24 protein-coding genes and 1 other RNA gene are annotated in these 21,115 nt (G+C 72.8%); 18 read left to right on the top strand and 7 right to left on the bottom strand.

Annotated features, from left to right (window positions below):
• Positions 1-66: 66 nt before the first annotated feature.
• The 3 genes from arsM to ACPYO4_RS05400 all read right to left on the bottom strand — a co-directional run bounded on the left by arsM (position 67) and on the right by ACPYO4_RS05400 (position 1,689).
• Positions 67-915: an arsenite methyltransferase gene (gene arsM, locus ACPYO4_RS05410; RefSeq protein ID WP_425708193.1), complete on the bottom strand. Its 849-nt coding sequence runs from the start codon at positions 913-915 to the stop codon at positions 67-69.
• 187 nt (positions 916-1,102) lie between these two features.
• Positions 1,103-1,447: a type II toxin-antitoxin system PemK/MazF family toxin gene (locus ACPYO4_RS05405; RefSeq protein ID WP_425708192.1), complete on the bottom strand. Its 345-nt coding sequence runs from the start codon at positions 1,445-1,447 to the stop codon at positions 1,103-1,105.
• Entirely contained in the window at positions 1,444-1,689 is a 246-nt protein-coding gene (locus ACPYO4_RS05400) for a ribbon-helix-helix domain-containing protein (protein ID WP_425708191.1), read from the bottom strand. The genes ACPYO4_RS05405 and ACPYO4_RS05400 overlap by 4 nt, the downstream gene beginning before the upstream one ends.
• Before the next feature lie 153 nt (positions 1,690-1,842).
• Here ACPYO4_RS05400 and ACPYO4_RS05395 point away from each other — a divergent pair, with 153 nt between their 5' ends.
• The 4 genes from ACPYO4_RS05395 (at position 1,843) to ACPYO4_RS05380 (ending at position 5,350) form a co-directional block, all read left to right on the top strand.
• Positions 1,843-3,069, top strand: a complete 1,227-nt coding sequence (locus ACPYO4_RS05395) for a CpaF family protein (RefSeq protein ID WP_425708190.1) — start codon at positions 1,843-1,845, stop codon at positions 3,067-3,069.
• Between the two features lie 239 nt (positions 3,070-3,308).
• On the top strand, positions 3,309-4,166 hold the full coding sequence (locus tag ACPYO4_RS05390) for a type II secretion system F family protein (protein ID WP_425708189.1): 858 nt from the start codon (positions 3,309-3,311) through the stop codon (positions 4,164-4,166).
• Positions 4,163-5,095 (top strand): type II secretion system F family protein, encoded by a 933-nt coding sequence (locus tag ACPYO4_RS05385; protein ID WP_425708188.1) that lies wholly within the window; start codon positions 4,163-4,165, stop codon positions 5,093-5,095. Before ACPYO4_RS05390 ends, ACPYO4_RS05385 begins: the two co-directional genes overlap by 4 nt.
• Positions 5,096-5,149: 54 nt before the next feature.
• On the top strand, positions 5,150-5,350 hold the full coding sequence (locus ACPYO4_RS05380) for a hypothetical protein (protein WP_425708187.1): 201 nt from the start codon (positions 5,150-5,152) through the stop codon (positions 5,348-5,350).
• On the opposite strand, the gene ACPYO4_RS05375 is transcribed toward ACPYO4_RS05380, so the two are convergent.
• Positions 5,347-5,520, bottom strand: a complete 174-nt coding sequence (locus ACPYO4_RS05375; protein WP_425708186.1) for a hypothetical protein — start codon at positions 5,518-5,520, stop codon at positions 5,347-5,349. The genes ACPYO4_RS05380 and ACPYO4_RS05375 overlap by 4 nt on opposite strands.
• Here ACPYO4_RS05375 and ACPYO4_RS05370 point away from each other — a divergent pair.
• From ACPYO4_RS05370 to ACPYO4_RS05355, 4 genes are all read left to right on the top strand, one after another.
• Positions 5,494-5,796 carry a pilus assembly protein gene (locus ACPYO4_RS05370; RefSeq protein ID WP_425708185.1) on the top strand — a complete coding sequence of 101 codons (303 nt, stop codon included), beginning with the start codon at positions 5,494-5,496 and terminating at the stop codon, positions 5,794-5,796. The two genes, ACPYO4_RS05375 and ACPYO4_RS05370, sit on opposite strands and share 27 nt — an antisense overlap.
• Positions 5,793-6,284, top strand: coding sequence for a pilus assembly protein (locus ACPYO4_RS05365; protein WP_425708184.1), 492 nt, complete (start codon positions 5,793-5,795; stop codon positions 6,282-6,284). Before ACPYO4_RS05370 ends, ACPYO4_RS05365 begins: the two co-directional genes overlap by 4 nt.
• Positions 6,281-6,796, top strand: coding sequence for a pilus assembly protein TadG-related protein (locus ACPYO4_RS05360; RefSeq protein WP_425708183.1), 516 nt, complete (start codon positions 6,281-6,283; stop codon positions 6,794-6,796). Before ACPYO4_RS05365 ends, ACPYO4_RS05360 begins: the two co-directional genes overlap by 4 nt.
• Before the next feature lie 129 nt (positions 6,797-6,925).
• On the top strand, positions 6,926-7,579 hold the full coding sequence (locus tag ACPYO4_RS05355) for an NUDIX hydrolase (RefSeq protein WP_425708182.1): 654 nt from the start codon (positions 6,926-6,928) through the stop codon (positions 7,577-7,579).
• A gap of 87 nt (positions 7,580-7,666) precedes the next feature.
• Here the strand turns inward: ACPYO4_RS05355 and ACPYO4_RS05350 are convergent, their stop codons facing one another.
• Entirely contained in the window at positions 7,667-8,482 is an 816-nt protein-coding gene (locus ACPYO4_RS05350; protein ID WP_425708181.1) for a GTP pyrophosphokinase, read from the bottom strand.
• 277 nt (positions 8,483-8,759) lie between these two features.
• Here ACPYO4_RS05350 and aztD point away from each other — a divergent pair, with 277 nt between their 5' ends.
• Both aztD and ACPYO4_RS05340 read left to right on the top strand, forming a co-directional pair.
• A complete protein-coding gene (gene aztD, locus ACPYO4_RS05345) occupies positions 8,760-10,181 on the top strand; it encodes a zinc metallochaperone AztD (protein ID WP_425708180.1) in 1,422 nt (473 codons plus the stop codon).
• 61 nt (positions 10,182-10,242) lie between these two features.
• On the top strand, positions 10,243-11,259 hold the full coding sequence (locus ACPYO4_RS05340; protein WP_425708179.1) for a metal ABC transporter substrate-binding protein: 1,017 nt from the start codon (positions 10,243-10,245) through the stop codon (positions 11,257-11,259).
• Positions 11,260-11,357: 98 nt separating this feature from the next.
• Here the strand turns inward: ACPYO4_RS05340 and ACPYO4_RS05335 are convergent, their stop codons facing one another.
• On the bottom strand, positions 11,358-11,753 hold the full coding sequence (locus ACPYO4_RS05335) for a Fur family transcriptional regulator (protein WP_425708178.1): 396 nt from the start codon (positions 11,751-11,753) through the stop codon (positions 11,358-11,360).
• Between the two features lie 136 nt (positions 11,754-11,889).
• Here ACPYO4_RS05335 and ACPYO4_RS05330 point away from each other — a divergent pair, with 136 nt between their 5' ends.
• From ACPYO4_RS05330 to ssrA, 8 genes are all read left to right on the top strand, one after another.
• A complete protein-coding gene (locus ACPYO4_RS05330; protein WP_425708177.1) occupies positions 11,890-12,660 on the top strand; it encodes a septum formation family protein in 771 nt (256 codons plus the stop codon).
• 221 nt (positions 12,661-12,881) lie between these two features.
• Positions 12,882-14,426 (top strand): hypothetical protein, encoded by a 1,545-nt coding sequence (locus tag ACPYO4_RS05325; RefSeq protein WP_425708176.1) that lies wholly within the window; start codon positions 12,882-12,884, stop codon positions 14,424-14,426.
• Between the two features lie 14 nt (positions 14,427-14,440).
• Positions 14,441-15,547, top strand: coding sequence for a peptide chain release factor 2 (prfB, locus tag ACPYO4_RS05320; RefSeq protein ID WP_425708175.1), 1,107 nt, complete (start codon positions 14,441-14,443; stop codon positions 15,545-15,547).
• Positions 15,548-15,738: 191 nt separating this feature from the next.
• A complete protein-coding gene (gene ftsE, locus ACPYO4_RS05315; RefSeq protein WP_425708174.1) occupies positions 15,739-16,482 on the top strand; it encodes a cell division ATP-binding protein FtsE in 744 nt (247 codons plus the stop codon).
• Positions 16,479-17,393, top strand: coding sequence for a permease-like cell division protein FtsX (ftsX, locus tag ACPYO4_RS05310; protein ID WP_425708173.1), 915 nt, complete (start codon positions 16,479-16,481; stop codon positions 17,391-17,393). The genes ftsE and ftsX overlap by 4 nt, the downstream gene beginning before the upstream one ends.
• Positions 17,394-17,400: 7 nt before the next feature.
• Positions 17,401-18,924, top strand: a complete 1,524-nt coding sequence (locus tag ACPYO4_RS05305; protein WP_425708172.1) for a peptidoglycan DD-metalloendopeptidase family protein — start codon at positions 17,401-17,403, stop codon at positions 18,922-18,924.
• 220 nt (positions 18,925-19,144) lie between these two features.
• On the top strand, positions 19,145-19,654 hold the full coding sequence (gene smpB, locus ACPYO4_RS05300; protein WP_425708380.1) for an SsrA-binding protein SmpB: 510 nt from the start codon (positions 19,145-19,147) through the stop codon (positions 19,652-19,654).
• 150 nt (positions 19,655-19,804) lie between these two features.
• Positions 19,805-20,173: a transfer-messenger RNA gene (gene ssrA, locus ACPYO4_RS05295) on the top strand.
• A gap of 204 nt (positions 20,174-20,377) precedes the next feature.
• On the opposite strand, the gene ACPYO4_RS05290 is transcribed toward ssrA, so the two are convergent.
• Complete coding sequence (locus ACPYO4_RS05290) at positions 20,378-21,064, bottom strand: GntR family transcriptional regulator (RefSeq protein ID WP_425708171.1); 687 nt, start codon at positions 21,062-21,064, stop codon at positions 20,378-20,380.
• Positions 21,065-21,115: the final 51 nt, after the last annotated feature.

Here is a 21,115-nt window from a genome sequence, read left to right as displayed (position 1 = left end):
CTCGAGCTGCGGGGACCTGCCCGGGCTGAGGGCTCAGGCCGTCCGGTGCCCGCCGGGCGTCGCCGCTCAGGCCGTCCGGGGCTTGCCGGCGGAGACGAGGGCGTTGTGCATGCCCGCCGCGACGTCGCCGGTGAACGTGACCTCGGGGTCCTCGAAGCCGACGTTCCGAAGGATGGTCAGGTACTCGCTGCGGGAGAGGGCGCCGGCGATGCAGCCTGCGAAGGAGCCCCGCTCGGCGCGCTCGGCGGCGCTGAGGTGGTCCTCCGCGACGACGTCGGAGATCGCGATCCGTCCCCCGGGTGTGAGGACCCGGAAGGTCTCGGCGAGGACCGCCGGCTTGTCGGTGGACAGGTTGACGACGCAGTTGGAGATCACGACGTCGACCGAGGCGTCGGCCACGGGCAGGTTCTCGATCTCGCCCTCGCGGATGTCGACGTTCGTGGCCCCGGCCGCCCGCACGTTGGACCGGGCGCGTTCGATCATCGCGGGTGTCATGTCGACGCCGATCGCGTGGCCCGTCGGGCCGACCTGGCGGGCCGCGAGGAGGATGTCGATGCCGGCCCCGGAGCCCAGGTCGAGCACCCGGTCGCCCGGCGCGATCTCGGCGATGGCGCCCGGGTTGCCGCATCCCAGTGAGAGCGCGATGGCGTCCGCGGGGAGGTCGACGAGGGCGGTCGCGTCGTAGAGCCCGGAACCGAAGGGGGGGTCGTCCTCGACAGGCCCGCAGCAGCCGGAGCCCGACGTCGCGACGGCGGAGTACCGCTCGCGGACCTGTTCGCGCAGCCCGGCGACCGGGGTGAGCGACAACGTGGTCGCGGTGCTCTCGGAGGTCGAGCCGCAACAGCCGCTCGCGGCTGCGCCGGTGGTGCTGCCGGCGGGGCTGCAGCAGGAGACCAGCTCGTCCGTCCCGCTCATGCGGACTCCCGTCATCGTGCGACAGCGCGAGGGCCGCGCCGCCCCAGGAACGTGTATCGACCCTGATCAATATAGACATCGGCGGTCCCCGGTGCGGTGGACGTCGTCGCGGGGGCGCTGGCTTCGGATCGCGACCAGCGAGTCGGCGAGTCCGTCGATGCCCTTGGTTGCGATAAGCCGTGAGCAGTTAGATGCCCATGACGAGTCGGATGCCGTCGGCGATCCTGGTGAGCAGGTAGGACGGTACCCGCCCGACCGGGTGCGACTCGATGAACTCCCGGCCGACAGGGCCGACCTGCGAGACGACGGCGACGGAGTCCTTCTCGAGCCCGGCGGCGTCGACAGGAATCAGTACGTTTCCCGGGAACGCGTCGAGGGCCACGTTCGAGGTCAGGGGAGTTACGAGAACTGTGGAGATCCTGGTGGCGAGCAACCAGTCCTCCTGCATGACGACGGCGGGGCGCCGCTTGGCGGGTTCGGAGCCGCGAGGAGAGCCGAAGTCGACCCAGACGACGTCGCCGTGCGAGATCACCAGTCGGTGCTCCTGAGCATCGTGCGCTCCGACTCGTCCAGGAACGGGCTGTCCGCGCCGGGTTGCCCGACTCGTTCGATCACCGAATCCGCCAGAGCCGTCAGCTCCGCCTCGCCCTCGAGCTCCTCGACCAGCCGTCGTCCGGCGCGCCGAAAGAACTGTGACCTGTTCATGCCGTGTCGCGCGGCCACTCGCTCGAAGCGCTCGAAGTCGCGGTCGGGGATAGAGATGGCGGTCTTCATGCACCCCAGTATAACCAGTAATACCGTTCGTTGGGCGTCCTGTGGACGAACAGCGCCCAAGGGCGGGCGGGAGGGCGAAACTGGCACGGACGATCCCGATCCGCCATATGTTCTAGGGCGGCGGTCCGTGATCGCATATCTCTTGGGGGCAGGATGACCGATCCGTTGGCGTTGCTCGAGTCCGAGGTGCGCGAGCTCGTGCGCAGGCGGGACATCGACCCCGCGCGCGAGCCCGACACCACCCGGACGCTGGCCGTCGCGGCCGCCGCGGAGTTCGAGGAACGCTCGACCCGGGGGCTCGTGCCCCCGCTGGCGGACGTCGACGCGGCGATCAAGCACGTGATGGACGCCGTCGTCGGCCTCGGACCGCTCCAGGCCCTGCTCGACGACCCGGAGGTCGAGGAGCTCTGGATCAACGAGCCGGGCAAGGTCTTCGCGGCTCGGCACGGTCGGGCCGAGCTCACCACCGTCTTGCTCGACACCCAGCAGGTGCGGGACCTCGTCGAACGCATGCTCCGCTCCAGCGGCCGACGGATCGACCTGTCCTCGCCGTTCGTCGACGCCGCGCTGCCCGGCGGTGAACGGCTGCACGTCGTCATCCCCGAGATCACGCGCGAGCACTGGGCGGTCAACATCCGCAAGTACCTCGTGCGGGCGCGGTCGCTCGACGACCTCGTCCAGCGGGGATCGCTCAGCCCGCACGCCGCCCGCGTGCTGGACGGCTCCGTCCGTGCCGGCCTCAACGTCCTCGTCTCGGGGGCGACCCAGGCCGGCAAGACGACGATGCTCGCCGCCCTGTGCGGGTCGATCCCGGCGACCCAGCGCGTGGTGACGGTCGAGGAGGTCTTCGAGCTCAACCTCGCCCGGCGCGACGTCGTGGCGATGCAGACCCGGCAGCCCAACCTCGAGGGCAGCGGCGAGATCCCGCTGCGCCGGCTCGTCAAGGAGTCGCTGCGGATGCGGCCGGACCGGATCATCGTCGGCGAGGTGCGCGAGGCCGAGGCGTTCGATCTCCTCGTCGCGCTCAACGCCGGCCTGCCCGGGGCGGCGACACTGCACGCCAACTCGGCGCGGGAGGCCGTCGCCAAGCTGTGCACGCTGCCGCTGCTCGCGGGGGAGAACGTCACGTCGGACTTCACCGTGCCGACGGTCGCCACCTCGGTCGACCTCGTCGTCCACCTCGACCTCGACCACACCGGGCGACGTACCGTCCGCGAGATCGTGCACGTCACGGGTCGGGTGGAAGGTGGCGTCGTGGAGACGTCGCGGATCTTCGAACGCCGCGGCGAGCGCCTCGTGCGCGCCAGCGGGCACATCGGGCCGGACCCGAGGTTCGACCGGGCGGGCCTCGACGTCGCCGCCCTGCTCGCCGAGTCCTGACCGTCGCGACATGAGGTCGCCCGGTCGGTCGGACACCTACGTGTCCGGTCCGCGAACGGGGTTGTGGAAACCGGCCCGCGGCCCCCGCCGTCGAACTACTCTCTCGATTGTGTCTCCGGACACCAGGACCATCAGCCAGGGGGGCGTCATGGCCGACGTGCAGGCCTCGCACGTGAACCGCACCGCGTGCGCGGGCGCGCGCCGGGCCGCCCGACGGCACCCCGGGACCGGCGGCTGACGTGGGCGTCGTCGCGGGTCTGCTGCTGGGGGCCGGACTGTGTCTCGTCTGGTTCTCGTTCTTCGAGCCGGCGGAGCGAGCCACCCGGACCGCCCGGTGGACGGACCACATCCAGGACGTGCTCACCCGGTCGGGCTCGCCGTCGGTGAGCCCGGCCTCGTTCCTCGCCGTGTCGACGGTGCTCGGTCTGGCGGTCCTCGTCGTTGTCCTCGCGCTGACCGGTGCGGCGCCGGTCGCGGTGGCCTTCGGCGTCATCGCCTCGGTCGCGCCGTGGCTCGTCGTCACCTCGAGGGCCCGGGCCCGGAGCACCCGGCTGCGTGAGGTCTGGCCCGACGTCATCGACGCGCTCGTCTCCGCCGTCCGCGCCGGGCGATCGCTGCCCGAGGCCGTCGGCACGCTCGCCGAGCGCGGCCCGGAGTCCGTCCGTCCGGAGTTCCGGCGGTTCGTCGCAGACCACCGCGCCACCGGCAACCTCGTCGTCTCGCTCGATCGTCTCAAGGCTCGGCTCGCCGACCCGGTGGCCGACCGCATCGTCGAGGCGCTCAAGCTCACCCGTGAGGTGGGCGGGTCCGACCTCACCCGGCTGCTGCGGGCCCTGGCACACATGCTGCGCGAGGACCAGCGCACGCGTGGGGAGCTCGAGGCTCGTCAGAGCTGGACCGTCAACGGCGCCCGGCTCGCCGTGGCCGCGCCCTGGGTCGTGCTCGCGCTCCTCGCTGGCCGCCCCGAGGCCGGGGAGGCGTACGGCACGAGCACCGGTGCCGTCGTTCTCGTCATCGGCGCCACCACCTCCGCGCTCGCGTACTGGCTCATGCTCCGGCTCGGTCGCCTGCCCGACGAGGCGCGGGTGCTGCGATGAGCCCAGCCATGTCCGGCGGCGTCGCCGGCCTGCTCCTCGCCGTCGGCGTGTGGGTCGTCGTCGCACGCCTCGGCGCCCGGCGTCCGCGGCTGGCCGACCGGCTCGCGCCCTACCTCGTCGAACGACCGACCTCGTCACGTCTGCTCGCGGAGGCACCCGCCCGCACGCCGCTGACCGTCGTCGAGCGACTCGTCGCCCCGGTGATCGACGACGTCGTGCCCGTGCTGGAGAAGCTCGGCTCGACCACGACGACCGTGCGCCGGCGCCTCGCCGAGGTCGGGTCGACGACGACCGTGGCCCAGTTCCGTACCGAGCAGATGGTCTGGGGGGCGATCGGGCTAGCGGCCGGGCTCGTCGTCGCCCTCACCGTGGGCGCCCTGCGCGATGCGCCCGCCCCGATCCTCCTGCTCGGTGTCGTGCTCTTCGGGGTCGGCGGCGCCGTCATGCGGGACACGCACCTCACCGCGCAGGTCGCGCGACGACGCGAACGGCTCGCGGCCGAGCTGCCGGACATCGCCGAGCTCATCGCGCTGTCCGTCGGCGCCGGCGAGGGGCTCGTGCCCGCGTTGGAGCGCGTGCAGACGGTGGCCCACGGAGCGGTCGCCGACGAGCTCCGGCGCACGCTCGCCGAGACGCGGGCGGGCGCCCCGATGATCGTCGCGCTCGAGAACCTCGCCGGCCGGACCGGCTCGCCCGCCCTGAGCAGGTTCGCCGATGCCGTCGCCGGCGCGGTCGAGCGTGGTACGCCGCTCGCCGAGGTGCTTCGAGCCCAGGCGCAGGACGCCCGCGAGACCACCCGTCGCGAGCTCATGGAGCTCGCCGGCAAGAAGGAGGTGGCGATGATGGTCCCGGTCGTCTTCTTCGTCCTGCCCACCACGGTCATGTTCGCCCTGTTCCCGGGGCTCGCAGCACTCCGGATGGGCCTATGACCGCAGATCCGTACCCCGATCCGACGACGCACACCACTTCGAGAGGCGACCGACATGCATCAGTTCCTGACCCTGCTGACCTGGCTGGGCGACCGGTTCCGCGACGACGACCCGGAGCGTGGCGACGTCCCGGGCTGGGTCATGGTCACGCTGATGACCGCGGGGCTGGTCATCATCATCTGGGCGATCGCGGAGACGCAGCTCGGCGAGCTCTTCCAGACCGCGATCGACCGCGTGCTCGGCGGCGGGAGCTAGTCCGACCAGAGCGGAGCGTCGTCGCGGGTGGTGCTGCCGCCGAGGACGATCGCGAGGACCCGGCGGCCGACGACACCGAGCGGGGCTCGGCCATCGTCGACTTCGTCCTCGTCTCGGCGCTGCTCCTGCTCCTCGTCGCGGCGGTGCTCCAGCTCGCGCTCCTGCTCCACGTGCGCAACACGCTCATCGACTCCGCGTCCGAGGGTGCCCGGCACGGTGCGCTCCTCGGTTCCGACCCCGCCGACGGTGCCGCCCGGACGGCCGACCTCATCCGGGCCGGCCTCGCGGACTCCTACGCCGAGGACGTCTCGGCCGACGTCGTCACCGCCGGCGGCGTCCCGCTCCTCCAGGTCCGCGTGCGCGCGCCGTTGCCTGTCGTGGGCCTGTTCGGCCCGGGCGGCGAGCTCGAGGTCGTCGGGCACGCCGCGCTGGAGGTGGAACCGTGAGCCACCCCCGCCCCTGCCGAAGTCCCAGAGCCCGTATCCGTCCCTCGCGCCGCCCCGAACGGGACCCGGAGGCCGGCAGCGCCGTCGTCGAGTACCTCGGCGTGGCCCTTCTGCTCCTGCTCCCGCTCATCTACGTCGTCGTGGCGATCAGCCGGATCCAGGCGGCGTCGTTCGCCGCGGAGGGGGCCGCGCGCGAGGCCGGGCGCATCGTCGCCCAGGCCGACAGCGAGGCCGCGGCCGCCGGCCCCGCGGCGTCAGCCGTCGAGCTGGCCTTCGCCGACCAGGGGTTCGACGTCGACGGCACCGAGGCGCTCGCCGTCACGTGCGCCGCCGACCCGTGCCACACCCCTGGCGCCCGGATCGACGTCGAGGTCGCCACGGCCGTCGCACTCCCGCTGCTCCCCGCCTCGATCGCGGGCGTGCCGACGTCGATGTCGGTGGAGTCCCGGCACCTCGTCATCGTCGAGGACCACCGGGGGACCGGGTGACGCCCGCCCCGGAGCAGGGTGAGCACCGCCGACGACCCGCACCCCGCACGACCAGTGCCGAGGAGGACCCCGAGGCGGGACGGATCATGGTGCTCGGCATCGGATTCCTCGTCGTCCTGGTCGCCCTGGTCCTCGTCATCATCTCGGTCTCGGCGATCCACCTCGACCGCAAGCGGGCCCTGGCCGCCGCCGACGCTGCTGCCTCCGCGGCGGCCGACGCCGTCGCGGAGGCTGCGTTCTACGCGGAGGAGCGCGACGCCCTGCTCACCGACGAGACGGTGCGTACCGAGGCGGCCGCCTACCTGCAGCAGCTGAACCTCACCTCGAGCGGCGGCATCCGCTCGGTGGAGTTCGGCGAGCCCACCGGCACAGAGGACGGCGAGACGGCCGTCGTCACCCTCGTCGCCGTCGTCGACCCGATGTTCGTCCCGGACCTGGTGAGCGACGCCGTCGGGCCGGTGACGATCACCGTCACCGGGCGCGCCCGGGCCATCGACGTCGAGAACGGGTAGCGCCCCCCGCCGGGGGCGGGGAAATGAGCTGTCCGGCTGAGCGATGATGGGAATCGGCTGTCCGCGTCCGGGTTCGACGTCGCGCTCGCAAGGTGCGCGCCGCGACGGCCGGACGGAAGGAGGGGCCGGATGACCGAGACGCTGCGCGACGCCGGCCAGGTCCCTCTGCCGTGGGCCAGCCGTTCCTGGGGGTGGGAGGGCCTGCCGCGCGCCACGGCCGAGCACCACCGGACCTCCCGTGCCAGCGCCGTCGTGGTGCTGACCAGGCCCGTCGGGGACGACCTCGCCTACCTGATCGTGCGCCGCTCCACCAGGCTGCGCTACCACGCGGGCGAGTTCGCCTTCCCCGGGGGCGGGATCGACCCGGGGGAGACGCCGGTCGCCGCGGCCCTCCGCGAGTGCGGCGAGGAGACCGGGGTGCTGCTCGCTCAGGCCCAGGTCCTCGGCACCCTGCCCGCGCTGTACCTGGGGGCGAGCGGCAACGTCGTCACGCCCGTGCTCGCACGGCTCGGAGCCGGCGACCACCTCCCGCGGATCGCGCACGACGACGAGACCCGGTCCGCCCACTGGGTGACGCGCAGCCACCTCCTCGACCCGAACAACCGCACCACGGTCACCTACCGCGGGCGGTGGGCCGGGCCGGCGTTCCGGTTCGAGGACACCTACATCTGGGGCTTCACGGCCCGCGTGCTCGGCTGGGTCCTCGACGAGGAGAACCTTCTCGCCCAGGACCTGGCGCGCATCCCGGACGTCAGTGACAGGGCGACTCGACGGACACGTTGACCACGTACGGGTCGGTCGTCGGCGCCGCGGGACGTGCGTTCACTTCCGGCTCACCCTCGTCGTGCGGTCGTCGTTCCCGCCTGGATCTCAGTGCTCGGGCACAGGGCCGAGGTCGGGGCCCGACCCGCCGCGGGGGTGGGCGTCACCTGCCCTCTCGGGCATCGGTCGGATCTCCTCGCGCAGGTGCCCCATCCGCTCGTCGAGCTCGGTGGCGAGCCGGGCGGCCTCGTCGAGCTCGCCCGCGAGGTGGGCCGGGAGATCGGCGTCGTACTTGTACTTCAGCTTGTGCTCCACGCTGGCCCAGAAGTCCATGGCGATCGTGCGGATCTGCAGCTCCACCGGCACGTGCTCGGTGTGCGTGGACAGGAACACCGGCACCTGCACGATGAGGTGCAGGGAGCGGTACCCGTTCGCCTTCGGCCGCGCGATGTAGTCCTTGACCTGCAGCACCTCGAGGTCGGGCTGGCGCTCGAGCATCTGCGCGATCCAGTACACGTCCGAGACGAAGCTGCACGTGATCCGGATCCCCGCGATGTCGAGGATCTGACGGCGGATCGCCGGCAGCGAGAGCTCGTCGCAGGTCCGCAACGCCTTGTCCAGCAGGCTCTCGGAGGACTTCAGGCGCGTGCGGACGTGCTCGATCGGGCTGTAGTCGTGGATCTGCTCGAACTCCTGGCGCAGGATGTCGACCTTCGTCCGCACCTCCTCGATACCCGCCTGGTAGTGCATCCGCAGGGCGGCGAAGCCGTCGAGCGCCTCCCGCAGCTGCGCCGCCAGCTCCTCGGTGTCCGCGCCCTGGGCGAGCTGCGCGCCGCGCCGCGCCGCCACCAGCGACCGCATGCGCGCGGCGGCGGCGCCGGGGCCGCCCGTCGGGCCGAGTGTCGGTGCTGGTTCGGAGCTCATGAGGCCTTCGTGGGGGAGCGGGGGAGGTCTCGAGGGTAGTCGCGAGGCGGGCCGGGCGGGCGATCGGACCCTGTGGCGGGGCCGGGACGGCCCGGACCGGCCGAGCCCGCGGTCGCGCCTGGCAGAACCGGCCGGCCCCTGAAGGAGGCTCGGGAACTCCGCTCCAGGATCGTTCCGGACAGAGAACGATAATGATTCTCATCAATGTTAGTGTCGCCCGGTCCGCATCACCAGTCCGGAAGGAGCCGGGCCCGCCGCCGGCGGCGCCCCACCAGCCATGAACACCACCACCGCCCCCCGACGACACCGCGCCCTCGCGGTGCTCGCCGTCCTCCCGCTGGCCCTGCTCGCCGGCTGCTCCGGCGACGCCGAGGGCGATCCGACCGGCGACGCCTCGGAGCCCACGGACCCCGGCGAGACCACCGGGACGGCCTCGGAGTCCTCCTCCGACGAGAGCGAGTCCGAGGCCGGCCACGACCACGACGACGCCGGCGCGGCCACCGAGGCCGCTGCCGCCACGCCCCGTATCGCCCTGACCTACGACGGCGGCATCCAGGTGCTCGACGCCACGACCCTCGAGGTGATCGAGGACGTCGAGCTCGAGGGCTTTAACCGCCTCAACCCCGCTGGTGACGGTCGGCACCTCTACGTCTCGACCACCGGCGGCTTCCAGCTTCTCGACGCCGGAGCCTGGGCCGAGCCCCACGGCGACCACTCGCACTACTACACGGCGCCCCCGGCGCTCACCGAGCAGCTCGTCGAGGCCGACATGCCCGGCCACGTCGTCCCCCATGAGGGGCGCACGGCCCTGTTCGACGACGCCACCGGCGAGATCGTCGTCCTCGACTCCTCCGCCGTCGCCGACGAGGACGCCGAGGGGCGCACCTACACGACGCCGTCGCCCCACCACGGCGTCGCGCTCGAGCTCACGGACGGCTCGCTCGTCGTCTCCGAGGGCACCGAGGACGCCCGCACCGGCATCCGCGTGCTCGACGAGGCCGGCGAGGAGATCGCCGCCTCCGACGAGTGCCCCGGCGTCCACGGCGAGGCGACCGCCGAGGGCGAGGTCGTCGTCATCGGCTGCGAGGACGGCGCACTGGTCTACTCGGGCGGCGAGATCACCCACGTCGACAGCCCCGACGAGTACGGCCGCATCGGCAACCAGGCCGGCAGCGACGTCTCCCCGATCGTGCTCGGCGACTACAAGACCGACCAGGACGCCGAGCTCGAGCGCCCCGAGCGCGTCTCGCTCATCGACACCACCACCGGCGAGCTCTCGCTCGTGGACCTTCCCTCGAGCTACAGCTTCCGCTCCCTGGCCCGCGGCGACGACGGCGAGGCCCTCGTCCTCGGCACCGACGGGAACCTGCACGTCATCGACCCCGCCACCGGTGAGCTGACCGCCTCCCACCCCGTGGTCGAGCCGTGGGAGGAGCCCGTCGAGTGGCAGGAGCCGCGACCCGCGCTCTGGGTCCACGACGGCACCGCGTACGTCACCGAGCCGGCGACGGGCTCGATCCACGCCGTCGACATCCTCACCGGTGAGGTGTGGAACACCGCCGAGCTCGAGGTCACGCCCAACGAGGTCAACGGCATCTCCGGGAACGTCGAGGCCGGATCGACCGAGTTCGGCGCCGGCGAGGACGATCACGAGGGCCACGACCACTCCGGCGAGACCGGGTCCGACCACGACCACTGATCGTTCGCACGGGGTGCCGGGCCGCGCCGGCCCGGCACCCCGCAGCCCTGGAAGGACACCCATGCACCCACGCCCCCGACCGATCCCCCTGCCCGCCCGGCGCCGTCACCCGCGACGGTCCGGCCCGGCCGTCGTCCCGGGCGGCAGCACCGACGGAGGCGGAGGCGCCGACGGTCGGACCCGCGGCGCCGCCGCGCGCACCTCGAGCACGGCGCTCGCCGCCGCGGCGCTGCTCGCCGCCTGCTCCGGCTCGGACGCCGACGACCCCGCCGCTGACGCCGACGCAGCCGCCGTCGTGGTCATGGCGAGCTTCTACCCGCTGCAGTTCGTCGTCGAGCGCGTCGGCGGGGAACACGTGTCGGTGGACAACCTCACCCCGCCCGGGGCCGACCCGCACAGCCTCGAGCTCTCGCCGGCAGAGGTGGCACAGCTGGAGTCGGTCGACCTCGTCACCTACGTGCCCGGGCTCCAGGCGGCGACCGACGACGCCATCGGCGTCACCGACCCGGCCGCCGTGCTCGACGCGGCCGAGGCCGCCGGGGTCGCGGAGGACGACCTCGCCCGCGACCCGCACTTCTGGCTCGATCCCACCCTCGTGGTCCCCCTCGTGGACGGCGTGGCGGACACGCTCGGCGACCTCGACCCCGAGAACGCCGAGGACTACGCCGAGCGGTCCGCCGACCTCGTCGCCGAGCTCACGGACCTCGACGACGCCTACCGCGAGGGGCTCGCCGCGTGCGCCGGCGCCACACTCGTGACCTCCCACGAGGCGTTCGGCTACCTCGCCGAGCGCGACGGGCTCGAGCAGGTCGGGATCAGCGGCATCGACCCCGAGGTCGAGCCGTCACCCGCGCGGCTGCGCGAGGTGGGCGAGGTCGTCCGTGCCGAAGGCGTCCAGACCCTGTACTTCGAGGTCATCGCCGGGCCCGACGTCGTCGAGGCGCTCGCGGCCGACCTCGACGTGGACACCGACGTCCTCGACCCGATCGAGGGGCAGACCGACCCGGACGCCGACTACCTGGACGTCATGCGCTCCAACCTCGCCGCACTCGAGCGCGGCCTCGTCTGCGACGGGTGAGTGCCTCGCGGACGTCCGTGGAGCGGGGGACCGTGCCGGGCGTCCGCGCGACCACCTCGGGCGTCCGAGCGGCTGCCTCGGGCGGCGGCGCGACCCACTCAGGCGCCCGCGCGTTCCCGGCAGCTCGCGCAGCGGCCGTAGATGTCGACGACGTGGCGCACCTTCTCGAACCCGTGCTGCCGGGCGACCTCGTCCATCCACGACTCGTCGGGCGGTTCGACGTCCACGGTCGCCCCGCACGACTCGCACACGAGGTGGTGGTGGTGCCCCACCTCGCAGGCGCGGTAGAGGGTCTCGCCGTCGGAGGTCTGCAGGGCGTCGACGACCCCGTAGGAGACGAGCCGCTTGAGGACCCGGTACACGGTCGCGAGGCCGACCTGCCGCTCGGACCCCTGCATGCGGCGGTGGAGCTCCTGCGCACTGACGAACGTCGAGTCGGCCCCGATGGCCTCCCGGACGGCGGTCTGCTGCCACGTCTGGCGTTGCCGGGTCATCGGCCCATCATCGCCCATCGGCGACGGCGCGTCAGTGTCCGGCGCCACGCCTCCCGGGGGCGGCGGCGGAGCGCCCGGACAGGTGTACCCCGCCACGCGCGGGACCGTGGTGCGCCGCTCTGGCTACGGTGACCCCGTGAACCAATGGAGTGCGCAGAGCCCCGGGAGCGGTGCGCCGGGCGGATGGGGCAGCGCCCAGACGCCCCAGCAACCCGCGGGCTACGGCCCCGGCGGCCCCTGGCAGGGGGGTCAGTACCCGGCGCCGATGCAGCCCGGACCCGGCGGCCCGTGGAACGGCGGTGGCGGCCCCGACGGCGGGAACCGCGCCGTGTACATCGTCCTCGGCATCGCGGCCGTCCTCGTGGTCGCGCTCGTCGTGACCGGCCTGCTCCTGCACCGCAGCTTCACGTCCGGCTCGGGCGCGGAGACCACCACCTCGGCCCCCGGCCCGGACCAGGATCCCGGCGGCGGGACGACGACGCAGCCCTCGGGGCCCACCGCGCCCCCCGGGGTCGAGGCGTCGGGACCGACCACGGTCTTCGACATCGAGGTCGGCAACTGCGCCCTCTACGAGGACTACACCGCGGTGTCGAACGACCTCGTCCTCACGCCGTGCGCCCAGCCGCACTACATGGAGTTCTTCCACGTGTTCGACGTCGAGGACCGCGACCAGTTCCCCGGCGTCGAGACCATCAACGCCGAGGCTCGCGAGGAGTGCGACGCGTTCTGGAACACGCTGCCCGAGGTCGACCTCGACCTGTCCCGCATCAACCTCTCGACCCTCGCGCCGTCCGAGGCGACCTGGGAGCAGGGTGACCGCGAGGTCCTGTGCATCGCCCGGACCGCCGACGACACCGACACGATCCAGGGCAACTTCCAGGACGGCTCGGCCGTCCTCGTCTCCTGACCCCGGGCCCGATCCCCTGACCCCGGGCGCGATCTCCTCGCGCCGCGCGCGTTCTCCTGACCCCGGGCCGAGCCGCCCTGTCCCCGGTGCGACGCAGCTCCTCCTCGGAGGCGTCCGGGCACCCCTGCCTCACGCCGTGAGGTCGTGGTGCCACGGGGCATGGGGAGCGCACCCCATCCGCCGCGGTGCGAGCCCTCCGTCGCGTTATCTATCGTCGCTGCGTGACTCGTTCGTCGCGCCTCCGGGGCGGTCGGCCCGCGCTCGCGGGGCCCGATCGCGCTCCCGCGCACGCCGACGACGCCTCTGCCGAGGAGGCACCGGGGGGCGCCGCGCACCACGAGATCCCCGACGACGAACCGCCCGTCGAGCGCGCCCAGGTGCCGCTCCCGCCCGGTGCCGGGTGGCCCGCGCTGCGCAGCCGGCCCGGCCACCCGGAGGCGGGAGCGGAACCGACCGTCGACCGCTCGCGTCTCGCCCCGACGGCCGACTCGCCGCCCACCGCGCCGCCCGAGGCCGCGGACAGTCGCGGCTCGGGCGCCCGGCCGGCCCCCCGCCCGGGCACGGCCCTGCCCGCCCCCAGTGGTGCGCGGCCCCCCGCCGGTGCGAGGGTCGACACCGACGAGGAGCGACGAGCCACGCCCACCGGCCCCACGGCCCGTCGCGCGCTCCCGCGCACGGTCTTCCACGGGCTGCAGTCCGCCTCGGCGACGGTGCGGCCCGACCAGGCGCGTCCGACGGCGGTGCCGAGCTCCGTGGAGATCGAGGATCCGAGCGAGGGCGCTGCCCGTCCGTTCGACACGGGCGGGGGAGCCGGCGCAGCGGTCGGCCTGCCGCGCATGTCCGACGACGCCCCGGGCCGAGCCCCGGCCGGCGGGGCCCACGCCTGGCGCGGTCCCACCTCGGCCGGACCTGGCGCGGACGGCGCTGCTCGTTCCGGACGTCGACGCCGCCCGGTGGTCCTCATCGGCGCCGCTGCCGCGCTCGCCATGGCCGTCGTCGTCGGCGCCACCACGTACTCCCTCGTCGGCGGGGACGACCTGTCGAGCAACCTCGGCCACTCGCCGGCGCTGTCCGAGGAGGAGGACGGTGCCGCGCACACGGACGCCGAGACCGCTCCCGGGGCAGCGGGCGGAACGACCGACCAGGCGCCCGAGAATCCCCCGGACGCCGCGCAGGACGGTGCCGAGGGCGGGGCACCCGACGAGACCCCCGGCGGGGCACCGGGCGAGACGCGCGAGGAGGAGCCGACCCGTGACCCGGGCAGCGCCTTCGCACCGCCCGGGCTGCAGCGGGGCGAGCGGGAGGGCGGCGCCGAGCTGCGGCAGCAGGGGACCCCCGAGCGGGTCGGCACCGCAGGAGATCTCTCCCTCGGCGACTGCCTGACCGCCGAGGCGTTCGCCGACCGGTCCGAGCGCACCGAGCTCGTCGGCTGCGATGAGCCGTTCCAGGCGCAGGTCGTCGCCGAGATGACGCTCCACCTCGAGACCTTCCCCGGCGAGGACGCCATGCTGCGCAGCGCCGCCGAGTCCTGCTCGAGGCTCGTCGACTCCGACCCACCGCCAGGTCTCGCGGCCTCCGGCGAGCCCGCCATGGTCGCGCTCGCCCCCACGGCCTTCTCCTTCGGCGCCGGTGACCGGACCATCCTGTGCGTCGCCACCACCGGCTCGGACGACGAGTGGTTCGAGGGCTCGCTCCTCGACGAGGACAGCTCGGCCGAGGGCCCCGGCGCCTCCGGCCCGCACGGCGGCCAAGGAGCGCGCGACTAGTAGACTCGATCCTCGTGGCTACAGACTTCTCCTCCGAGATCGCGGACCTGCGCAGCACCTACGCGACCATCTCGGCCGTGACCGACCCTGACGCCCTGCGCGCCCGGATCGCCGAGCTCACCGAGGAGTCCTCCGCGCCGAACCTGTGGGACGACCCGGAGGCGGCCCAGGTCGTGACCTCCCGGCTGTCCCACGCGCAGCACGATCTCGAGCGCCTCGAGCGCGTCGGTACCAAGATCGACGACCTCGAGGCGCTCGTCGAGCTCGCCGAGGAGGAGGACGACGACCTGGAGGAGGAGGCCGAGGCCGAGCTCTCGGCCGTCCGCAAGGCGCTCGGCGAGCTCGAGGTCCGCACGCTCCTGTCGGGCGAGTACGACGAGCGTGCCGCCGTCGTGACGATCCGCGCCGGGGCCGGCGGCGTCGACGCCGCCGACTTCGCCGAGATGCTCATGCGGATGTACCTGCGCTGGGCCGAGCGGCACGGCTACGCCACCACGGTGATGGACACCGCGTACGCGGAGGAGGCGGGTCTGAAGTCCGCCACGTTCGAGGTCGACGCGCCCTACGCCTTCGGCACGCTCTCCGTCGAGTCCGGCACCCACCGGCTCGTGCGGATCTCCCCGTTCGACAACCAGGGCCGTCGGCAGACGTCGTTCGCCGCCGTCGAGGTCATCCCGCTCATCGAGCAGACCGACCACGTGGAGATCCCGGAGTCGGAGATCAAGGTCGACGTCTTCCGGTCGTCCGGTCCCGGCGGGCAGTCCGTCAACACGACCGACTCCGCCGTGCGCATGACCCACGTGCCCACCGGGATCATCGTGTCGATGCAGAACGAGAAGTCGCAGATCCAGAACCGCGCCGCCGCCCTGCGCGTGCTGCAGTCCCGCCTGCTCCTGCAGCGACAGGAGGAGGAGGCCGCCGAGAAGAAGGCGATGTCCGGCGACGTCAAGGCCAGCTGGGGCGACCAGATGCGCTCCTACGTGCTGCAGCCCTACCAGATGGTCAAGGACCTGCGCACCGAGCACGAGTCCGGCAACCCGTCCGCCGTGTTCGACGGCGAGATCGACGACTTCATCGACGCCGGCATCCGCTGGCGGCGCTCGGCCGACCCCGAGGACTGAGCGCCCCGGTCCGCCGTCCATGGCGGACGGCGACGGGAGCCCTCCGGGCCGTCGGGACACGGGCAGGTGACGACGAGCGCAGCGATCCGGTGTCGGGGCGGCGTGGCGTGCGCACCCCGTGACCGGCGGCGACGTAGCATCCAACCGGCCAGGTTCCACCTTCCCCGCCCCCGAGACTGGCCACCGCAGCTGTGATCCGACTCGACAACGTCTCCAAGGTCTACAAGCGGGGCGCACGTCCCGCGCTCGACGAGGTGACCCTGGAGATCGAGCGGGGCGAGTTCGTCTTCCTCGTCGGCGCCTCCGGATCCGGCAAGTCCACCTTCCTGCGGCTCGTGCTGCGCGAGGAGCGTGCCACCTCCGGAACGGTGTACGGGCTCGGCCACGACCTCGCTCGGCTCTCCCGGTTCCGCATGCCCCGGCACCGCCGGCAGATCGGCATGGTCTTCCAGGACTACCGGCTCCTGCCGGGCAAGTCGGTGTTCGACAACGTCGCCATCACCATGCAGGTGACCGGTCGTCCCCGCCACCAGATCCTCACCGTGGTGCCCCAGACCCTCGACCTCGTCGGCCTCACCGGTAAGGAGAAGCGGCTCCCGCACGAGCTCTCGGGCGGCGAGCAGCAGCGCGTGACGATCGCCCGCGCCATGGTCAACCGGCCCCAGGTCCTGCTGGCCGACGAGCCCACCGGCAACCTCGACCCGGACACGTCCGGCGGGATCATGGAGCTCCTCACCCGCATCAACTCCACCGGCACCACGGTCGTCATGGCCACCCACGACGACGATCTGGTCGACCGTGCCCGCCGCCGCGTCGTCGAGCTCGTCGACGGTCGCGTGGTGCGCGACGAGGCCGGCGGCGCCTACCTCGCCGTCGTCGCTGCGGCCCGTCGTGCCGCCGGCCGCACCGAGGACGAGGCCGAGGTGGCGCGATGAGGCTGCGGTTCATCCTCGGCCAGGTCTCCCAGGGGATCCGCCGCAACGTCGCCATGACGGTCGCCGTCGTCCTCGTCACCTTCGTGTCGCTCGTCTTCGTCGGCGCCGGCCTGCTGCTGCAGACCCAGGTCGACCGGCTGAAGGACGACTGGTACGAGCGCGTCGAGGTGGCAGTCTTCATGTGTCCCACGTCGTCGGAGAACCCGGCCTGCGCCGCGGGCGAGGCCACCGAGGAGGAGATCGACGCCGTCGGGAACCTTCTCGAGTCCTCCGACCTCGCGCCGTACGTCGCCGAGGTCTTCCTCGAGACCAAGGAGGAGGCGTACGAGAACTTCCGGGAGCGCCTCGAGGACTCGGCCTGGTCGCGCCAGGTGACGGCCGACCAGATGCAGGTCTCCTACCGGGTCCGGCTGGAGGATCCCGAGCAGTTCCGGATCGTGGCCGACGAGCTCGAGGGACGCGCCGGCGTGGACATCGTCGTCGATCAGCGCGAGCAGCTCGAGCCCCTGTTCGTCATCCTCAACCGGTCCACCGCGGTCGCGCTGGGCATGGCCGGCGTCATGGCCGTCGCCGCCGTCCTGCTCATCACCACCACGATCAGGCTCTCCGCCCTGTCCCGGCGCCGCGAGACCGGCATCATGCGGCTCGTGGGTGCCTCCAACTGGGTGATCCAGGCACCGTTCATGCTCGAGGGCGCGATCGCGGCCCTCCTCGGGTCCGTCCTGTCCGTCGGCGGCCTCCTGGCCGCGGTGCGGTACGGCGTCGAAGGATGGCTCGCTCCGTCCGCCCCGTGGGTACCATTCGTCACGACGTCCGACGTGTGGAGAGTCGCCCCGGTTCTCGTCCTTGCCGCCGTGCTGGTGGCAGGCCTGTCCTCAGTCGTCTCGCTCGCCCGTTACACGAAGGTCTAGGTCCTCCATGCCGACGCATCCCCGCACCCGCCGAGCCCCCGGGCGCTCGTGGACGACCCGGCTGCGCGCCCGGGCGGCGCTCGTGGCGACCGTCGCTCTCGCCGGCACGCTCGTCGGCCCCGGTGCCGTCGCCGACGACGACGACCCCAGCCGCGACGAGCTCGTCGAGCGGCTCGCGGACAACGAGGAGCGGCGCGAGGAGCTCGAGCACGACCTCGAGGGCGTGTCCGCCGAGCTGTCCACCACGCTGGTCGACCTCCAGCTCACCCGGGAGCAGATCCCGGTCGCGCAGGAGGCGCTGCGCGTGGCCGAGGAGGACCTGGCGGCCGCGGACCGGCACCAGGAGCAGGTCGAGGGACGTCTCGGGGTCGCCGAGTCCGACCTTGCGGACCTGGAGGCCGAGATCGCCGACGGCGAGGCCGCCTCGGAAGAGACGCAGGATGCGCTGGGGGAGCTCGCCCGGTCGACCTATCGTGGCGACACGGCGCCATCGACGCTCGCGCTCATCACCGAGGCGTCCTCCGCCGAGGACTTCATCGGTTCCTACTCGGTCGTCAGCACCGCCGTGCGCACGCAGACCGGACTCCTCGACCGGGTGGCCGAGGAGAACGCGACCAACCGCAACCAGCGGCTCCGGCAGGACACGCTCACGCAGCGCGTCGACGACCTCAACGACGAGGCCGTCGAGGCGGTCGCCGCCGCCGACGAGCTCCGCGGCCAGCAGGAGGCGGCGCTGGCCGAGGTCGAGGACCTGGAGGCGCTGCAGGCCGACCTGGTCGAGGAGCTCGAGGGGCGCGAGGAGGACCTGAACGCCGAGATCAACGCGATCGGCCGGTCCAGCCTCACCACCCAGCAGCAGATCGCGGCGATCGACGAGGAGAACCGTCGTCTCGAGCGCGAGCGTCTCGAGCGCGAGCAGCGCGAGCGTGAGGCCGCCGAGGAGGCGCGCCGCGAACGGGAGGCGCAGGAGCGCGCGGACCGTATCGCCCGCGAGCAGGCCGAGATGGAGGCCAACCCGGTCGCTCCGCCCCCGGCGGCCCCGGCGCCGACCCCCACGCCGCCGCCCGCGCCGTCCCCGGAGCCTCCGCCCGCGCCGTCCCCGGAGCCTCCGCCCGAGAGCAGCGCGACGTTCATCCCGCCGGTGCCGCGGCCGCTCGTCATCACCTCGCCGTACGGGCCGCGCATCTACCCGATCACGGGGGCATGGTCGATCCACCCCGGCGTGGACTTCCGCAGCGCCTGCGGCAACACGCAGGTGGCCATCGCCGGAGGCACCGTCTCCGCCACGAACCCCTCCGGGGCCACGGGCACGAGCGGGAACCAGGTGATCATCAACCACGGGATCGTCGACGGGCGCTCGACCGTGTCGATCTACAACCACCTCTCGTCCTTCGCCGTGTCGCCCGGACAGTCCGTCAGCCAGGGACAGGCGATCGGTTCCACCGGCCAGACCGGCATGGTCACCGGCTGCCACGTGCACCTCGAGCTGTGGCTCGACGGACAGATGACCGACCCGATGAACGTCCTCTGACCGACCCGATGCACGTCCTCCGAGCGACCCGAGGAAGGTCCTCCAGCGAGCGCGGGGGAGCGGACCGCCGAGGCCGTGCCGGGTCCGGAATCGGGCTGGACACGTCCCGCTAGGATTGGTCCTCGGCCCTGACGGCATCCCGTCCGCGGGCCGGCAGACACCGCGTCGGGCACACGGCCGGCGGCGGGGACGAGACGGACGGAGGTCGGTCATGAGCAGGATGAGCAGGGCGGCCAAGCCGACCCAGGCGGAACGCGCCAAGGCCGAGGCGGACGCCAAGAAGATCGTGGCGCGCAACAAGAAGGCACGCCACGACTACCACCTGGACGAGGTCCTCGAGGCGGGGCTGTCGCTGTGGGGGACCGAGGTCAAGGCCATGCGCGCCGGCCGCGCCTCCCTCGTGGACGGCTGGGTGGAGTTCGACCGCGGCGAGGCCTGGCTGCGCGACGTCCACATCCCCGAGTACGCCCAGGGCACGTGGACGAACCACGCGCCGCGGCGCAGGCGCAAGCTGCTGCTCCACAAGGAGCAGATCGCCAAGTGGGCGGTGGCCTCGCGGGAGAAGGGACACACCGTGGTCCCGCTCGAGCTGTACTTCATCGGCGGCAAGGCGAAGGTCTCGATCGCGCTCGCCCGCGGCAAGCAGGAGTACGACAAGCGCCAGACCCTCCGCGAGCGCCAGGACGAGATGGAGGCCCGGCGCGCGATGAGCCTGCGCAACCACGGCTGACCGCGGGCGGAGGCGCGGGTCGCGCGCCCACGGACGCGGTGGCACGGGTCGCGAGGAATAGCCTCGCGCCGGACTACGTTGGGCACGTATGATGGACAGTCGCACCGCGGCAACCCGGGGGACCGGACCGCGGCGCAGCACAACTCAACAGGGGATGATCGGTTTCGACGATGGTCGTGCTTCCAGGAGAAGCGGGTAGAGGATGCAGAGTTATCTCTTTAACGCCCTCTGCAAACCAATAGGTGCCGATTCCAAGCGCACCGACTTCGCCCTCGCCGCCTGAGCGAGCCTCGAAGTCCGTCAGCCCGGGCCTGCTCTCGTCCCGGTTCCTGGCGTCATCTAGAGAGCCACTGCTCGTAGCCCTCGTCAGCGGGGCTGCGGGAACACTCAGTTGACTGGGCCTGTCAGCAGCTTGTCCGCGTGACTGCTGGGGCCGAGAAAATCTGCTAGCGGACTGCACCCGGAGAAGTCCTGTTCTCACGCCGTCGGACGCGGGTTCGATTCCCGCCATCTCCACAGACATCCCTGAGCGAGAAGCCCGGGCCCGCGAGGGTCCGGGCTTCTCGTTGCCCTGGCGCGGAGAGGTCGGGGTGGCCGTCGTGCGGGGTCCGCGTGTGACGCTCCGCCGTCGCCTCCCGACAAGGCACCTGGGTCAGGCCCGTATCAGGCCCACCCGGGGCGCTCGCCGGCCACCCCGCCGCTCGCCGGCCACCCCACCGCTGGTCAGCTCCCGAAGGCCTGCACCAGCTCCGGCACCTCGCGCAGGTGGACCGCGATCAGCCGTGAGGCGCGCTCCCCGTCGTGGTCCTCCAGGGCCGAGATGAGCTCGCGGTGCTCGCGGGAGATCGTCTCGTAGCGCTGCGGCGCCGTCGTGATCGTCCGCAGCGCGAGGCGGATCTGCCGCGACCGGAGCGACTCGTACATCTGGGTGAGGACGTCGTTGCCGTTCCACCGGACGAGCTGCTGGTGGAACTCCTGGTCCAGGCGGGCCGAGTCGTGCCAGCGCAGCTCCGCGGCGGCTAGGTCCATCTCGTCCGCGACCGCGCCCAGCTCGGGCGGTGCCCCGCGCCGTCGCTCGCAGATGTTCGCCACCACGTGCGACTCGACCACGAAGCGGGCCTGGTAGATCTCGCCCATCTCCCGCGCGTTGACCATCCGCACCTGCGCGCCGCGCCGGGGGACCAGGTCGACGTACCGCTCGGCCTGGAGCCGTTGGAGCGCCTCGCGCACCGGGGTCCGGGACGTCCCCACCTGCTCCGCGAGCGCGACCTCCTCGACGAACTCACCCTCGGCGAACTCGCCGGTGAGGATGGCCTCGACGATCCAGTCGTAGGCCCGGTCGCCGGCCGGACGGGTACGCGGGGAGCGACGTCGGGGCTCCTTCGCGGGCTCCCTCGCAGTCCGACTCATGCCCGAGAGCATAGCGTTGCACGTTGGATGCACGCCGTGTATACATGGCGT

Source organism: Georgenia sp. Z1491 (genome assembly GCF_049856175.1).
Lineage (GTDB): Bacteria > Actinomycetota > Actinomycetes > Actinomycetales > Actinomycetaceae > JB111.
Note: the sequence above shows the minus strand (reverse complement) of the source record. Positions and strands in the feature narration are given on the sequence as shown.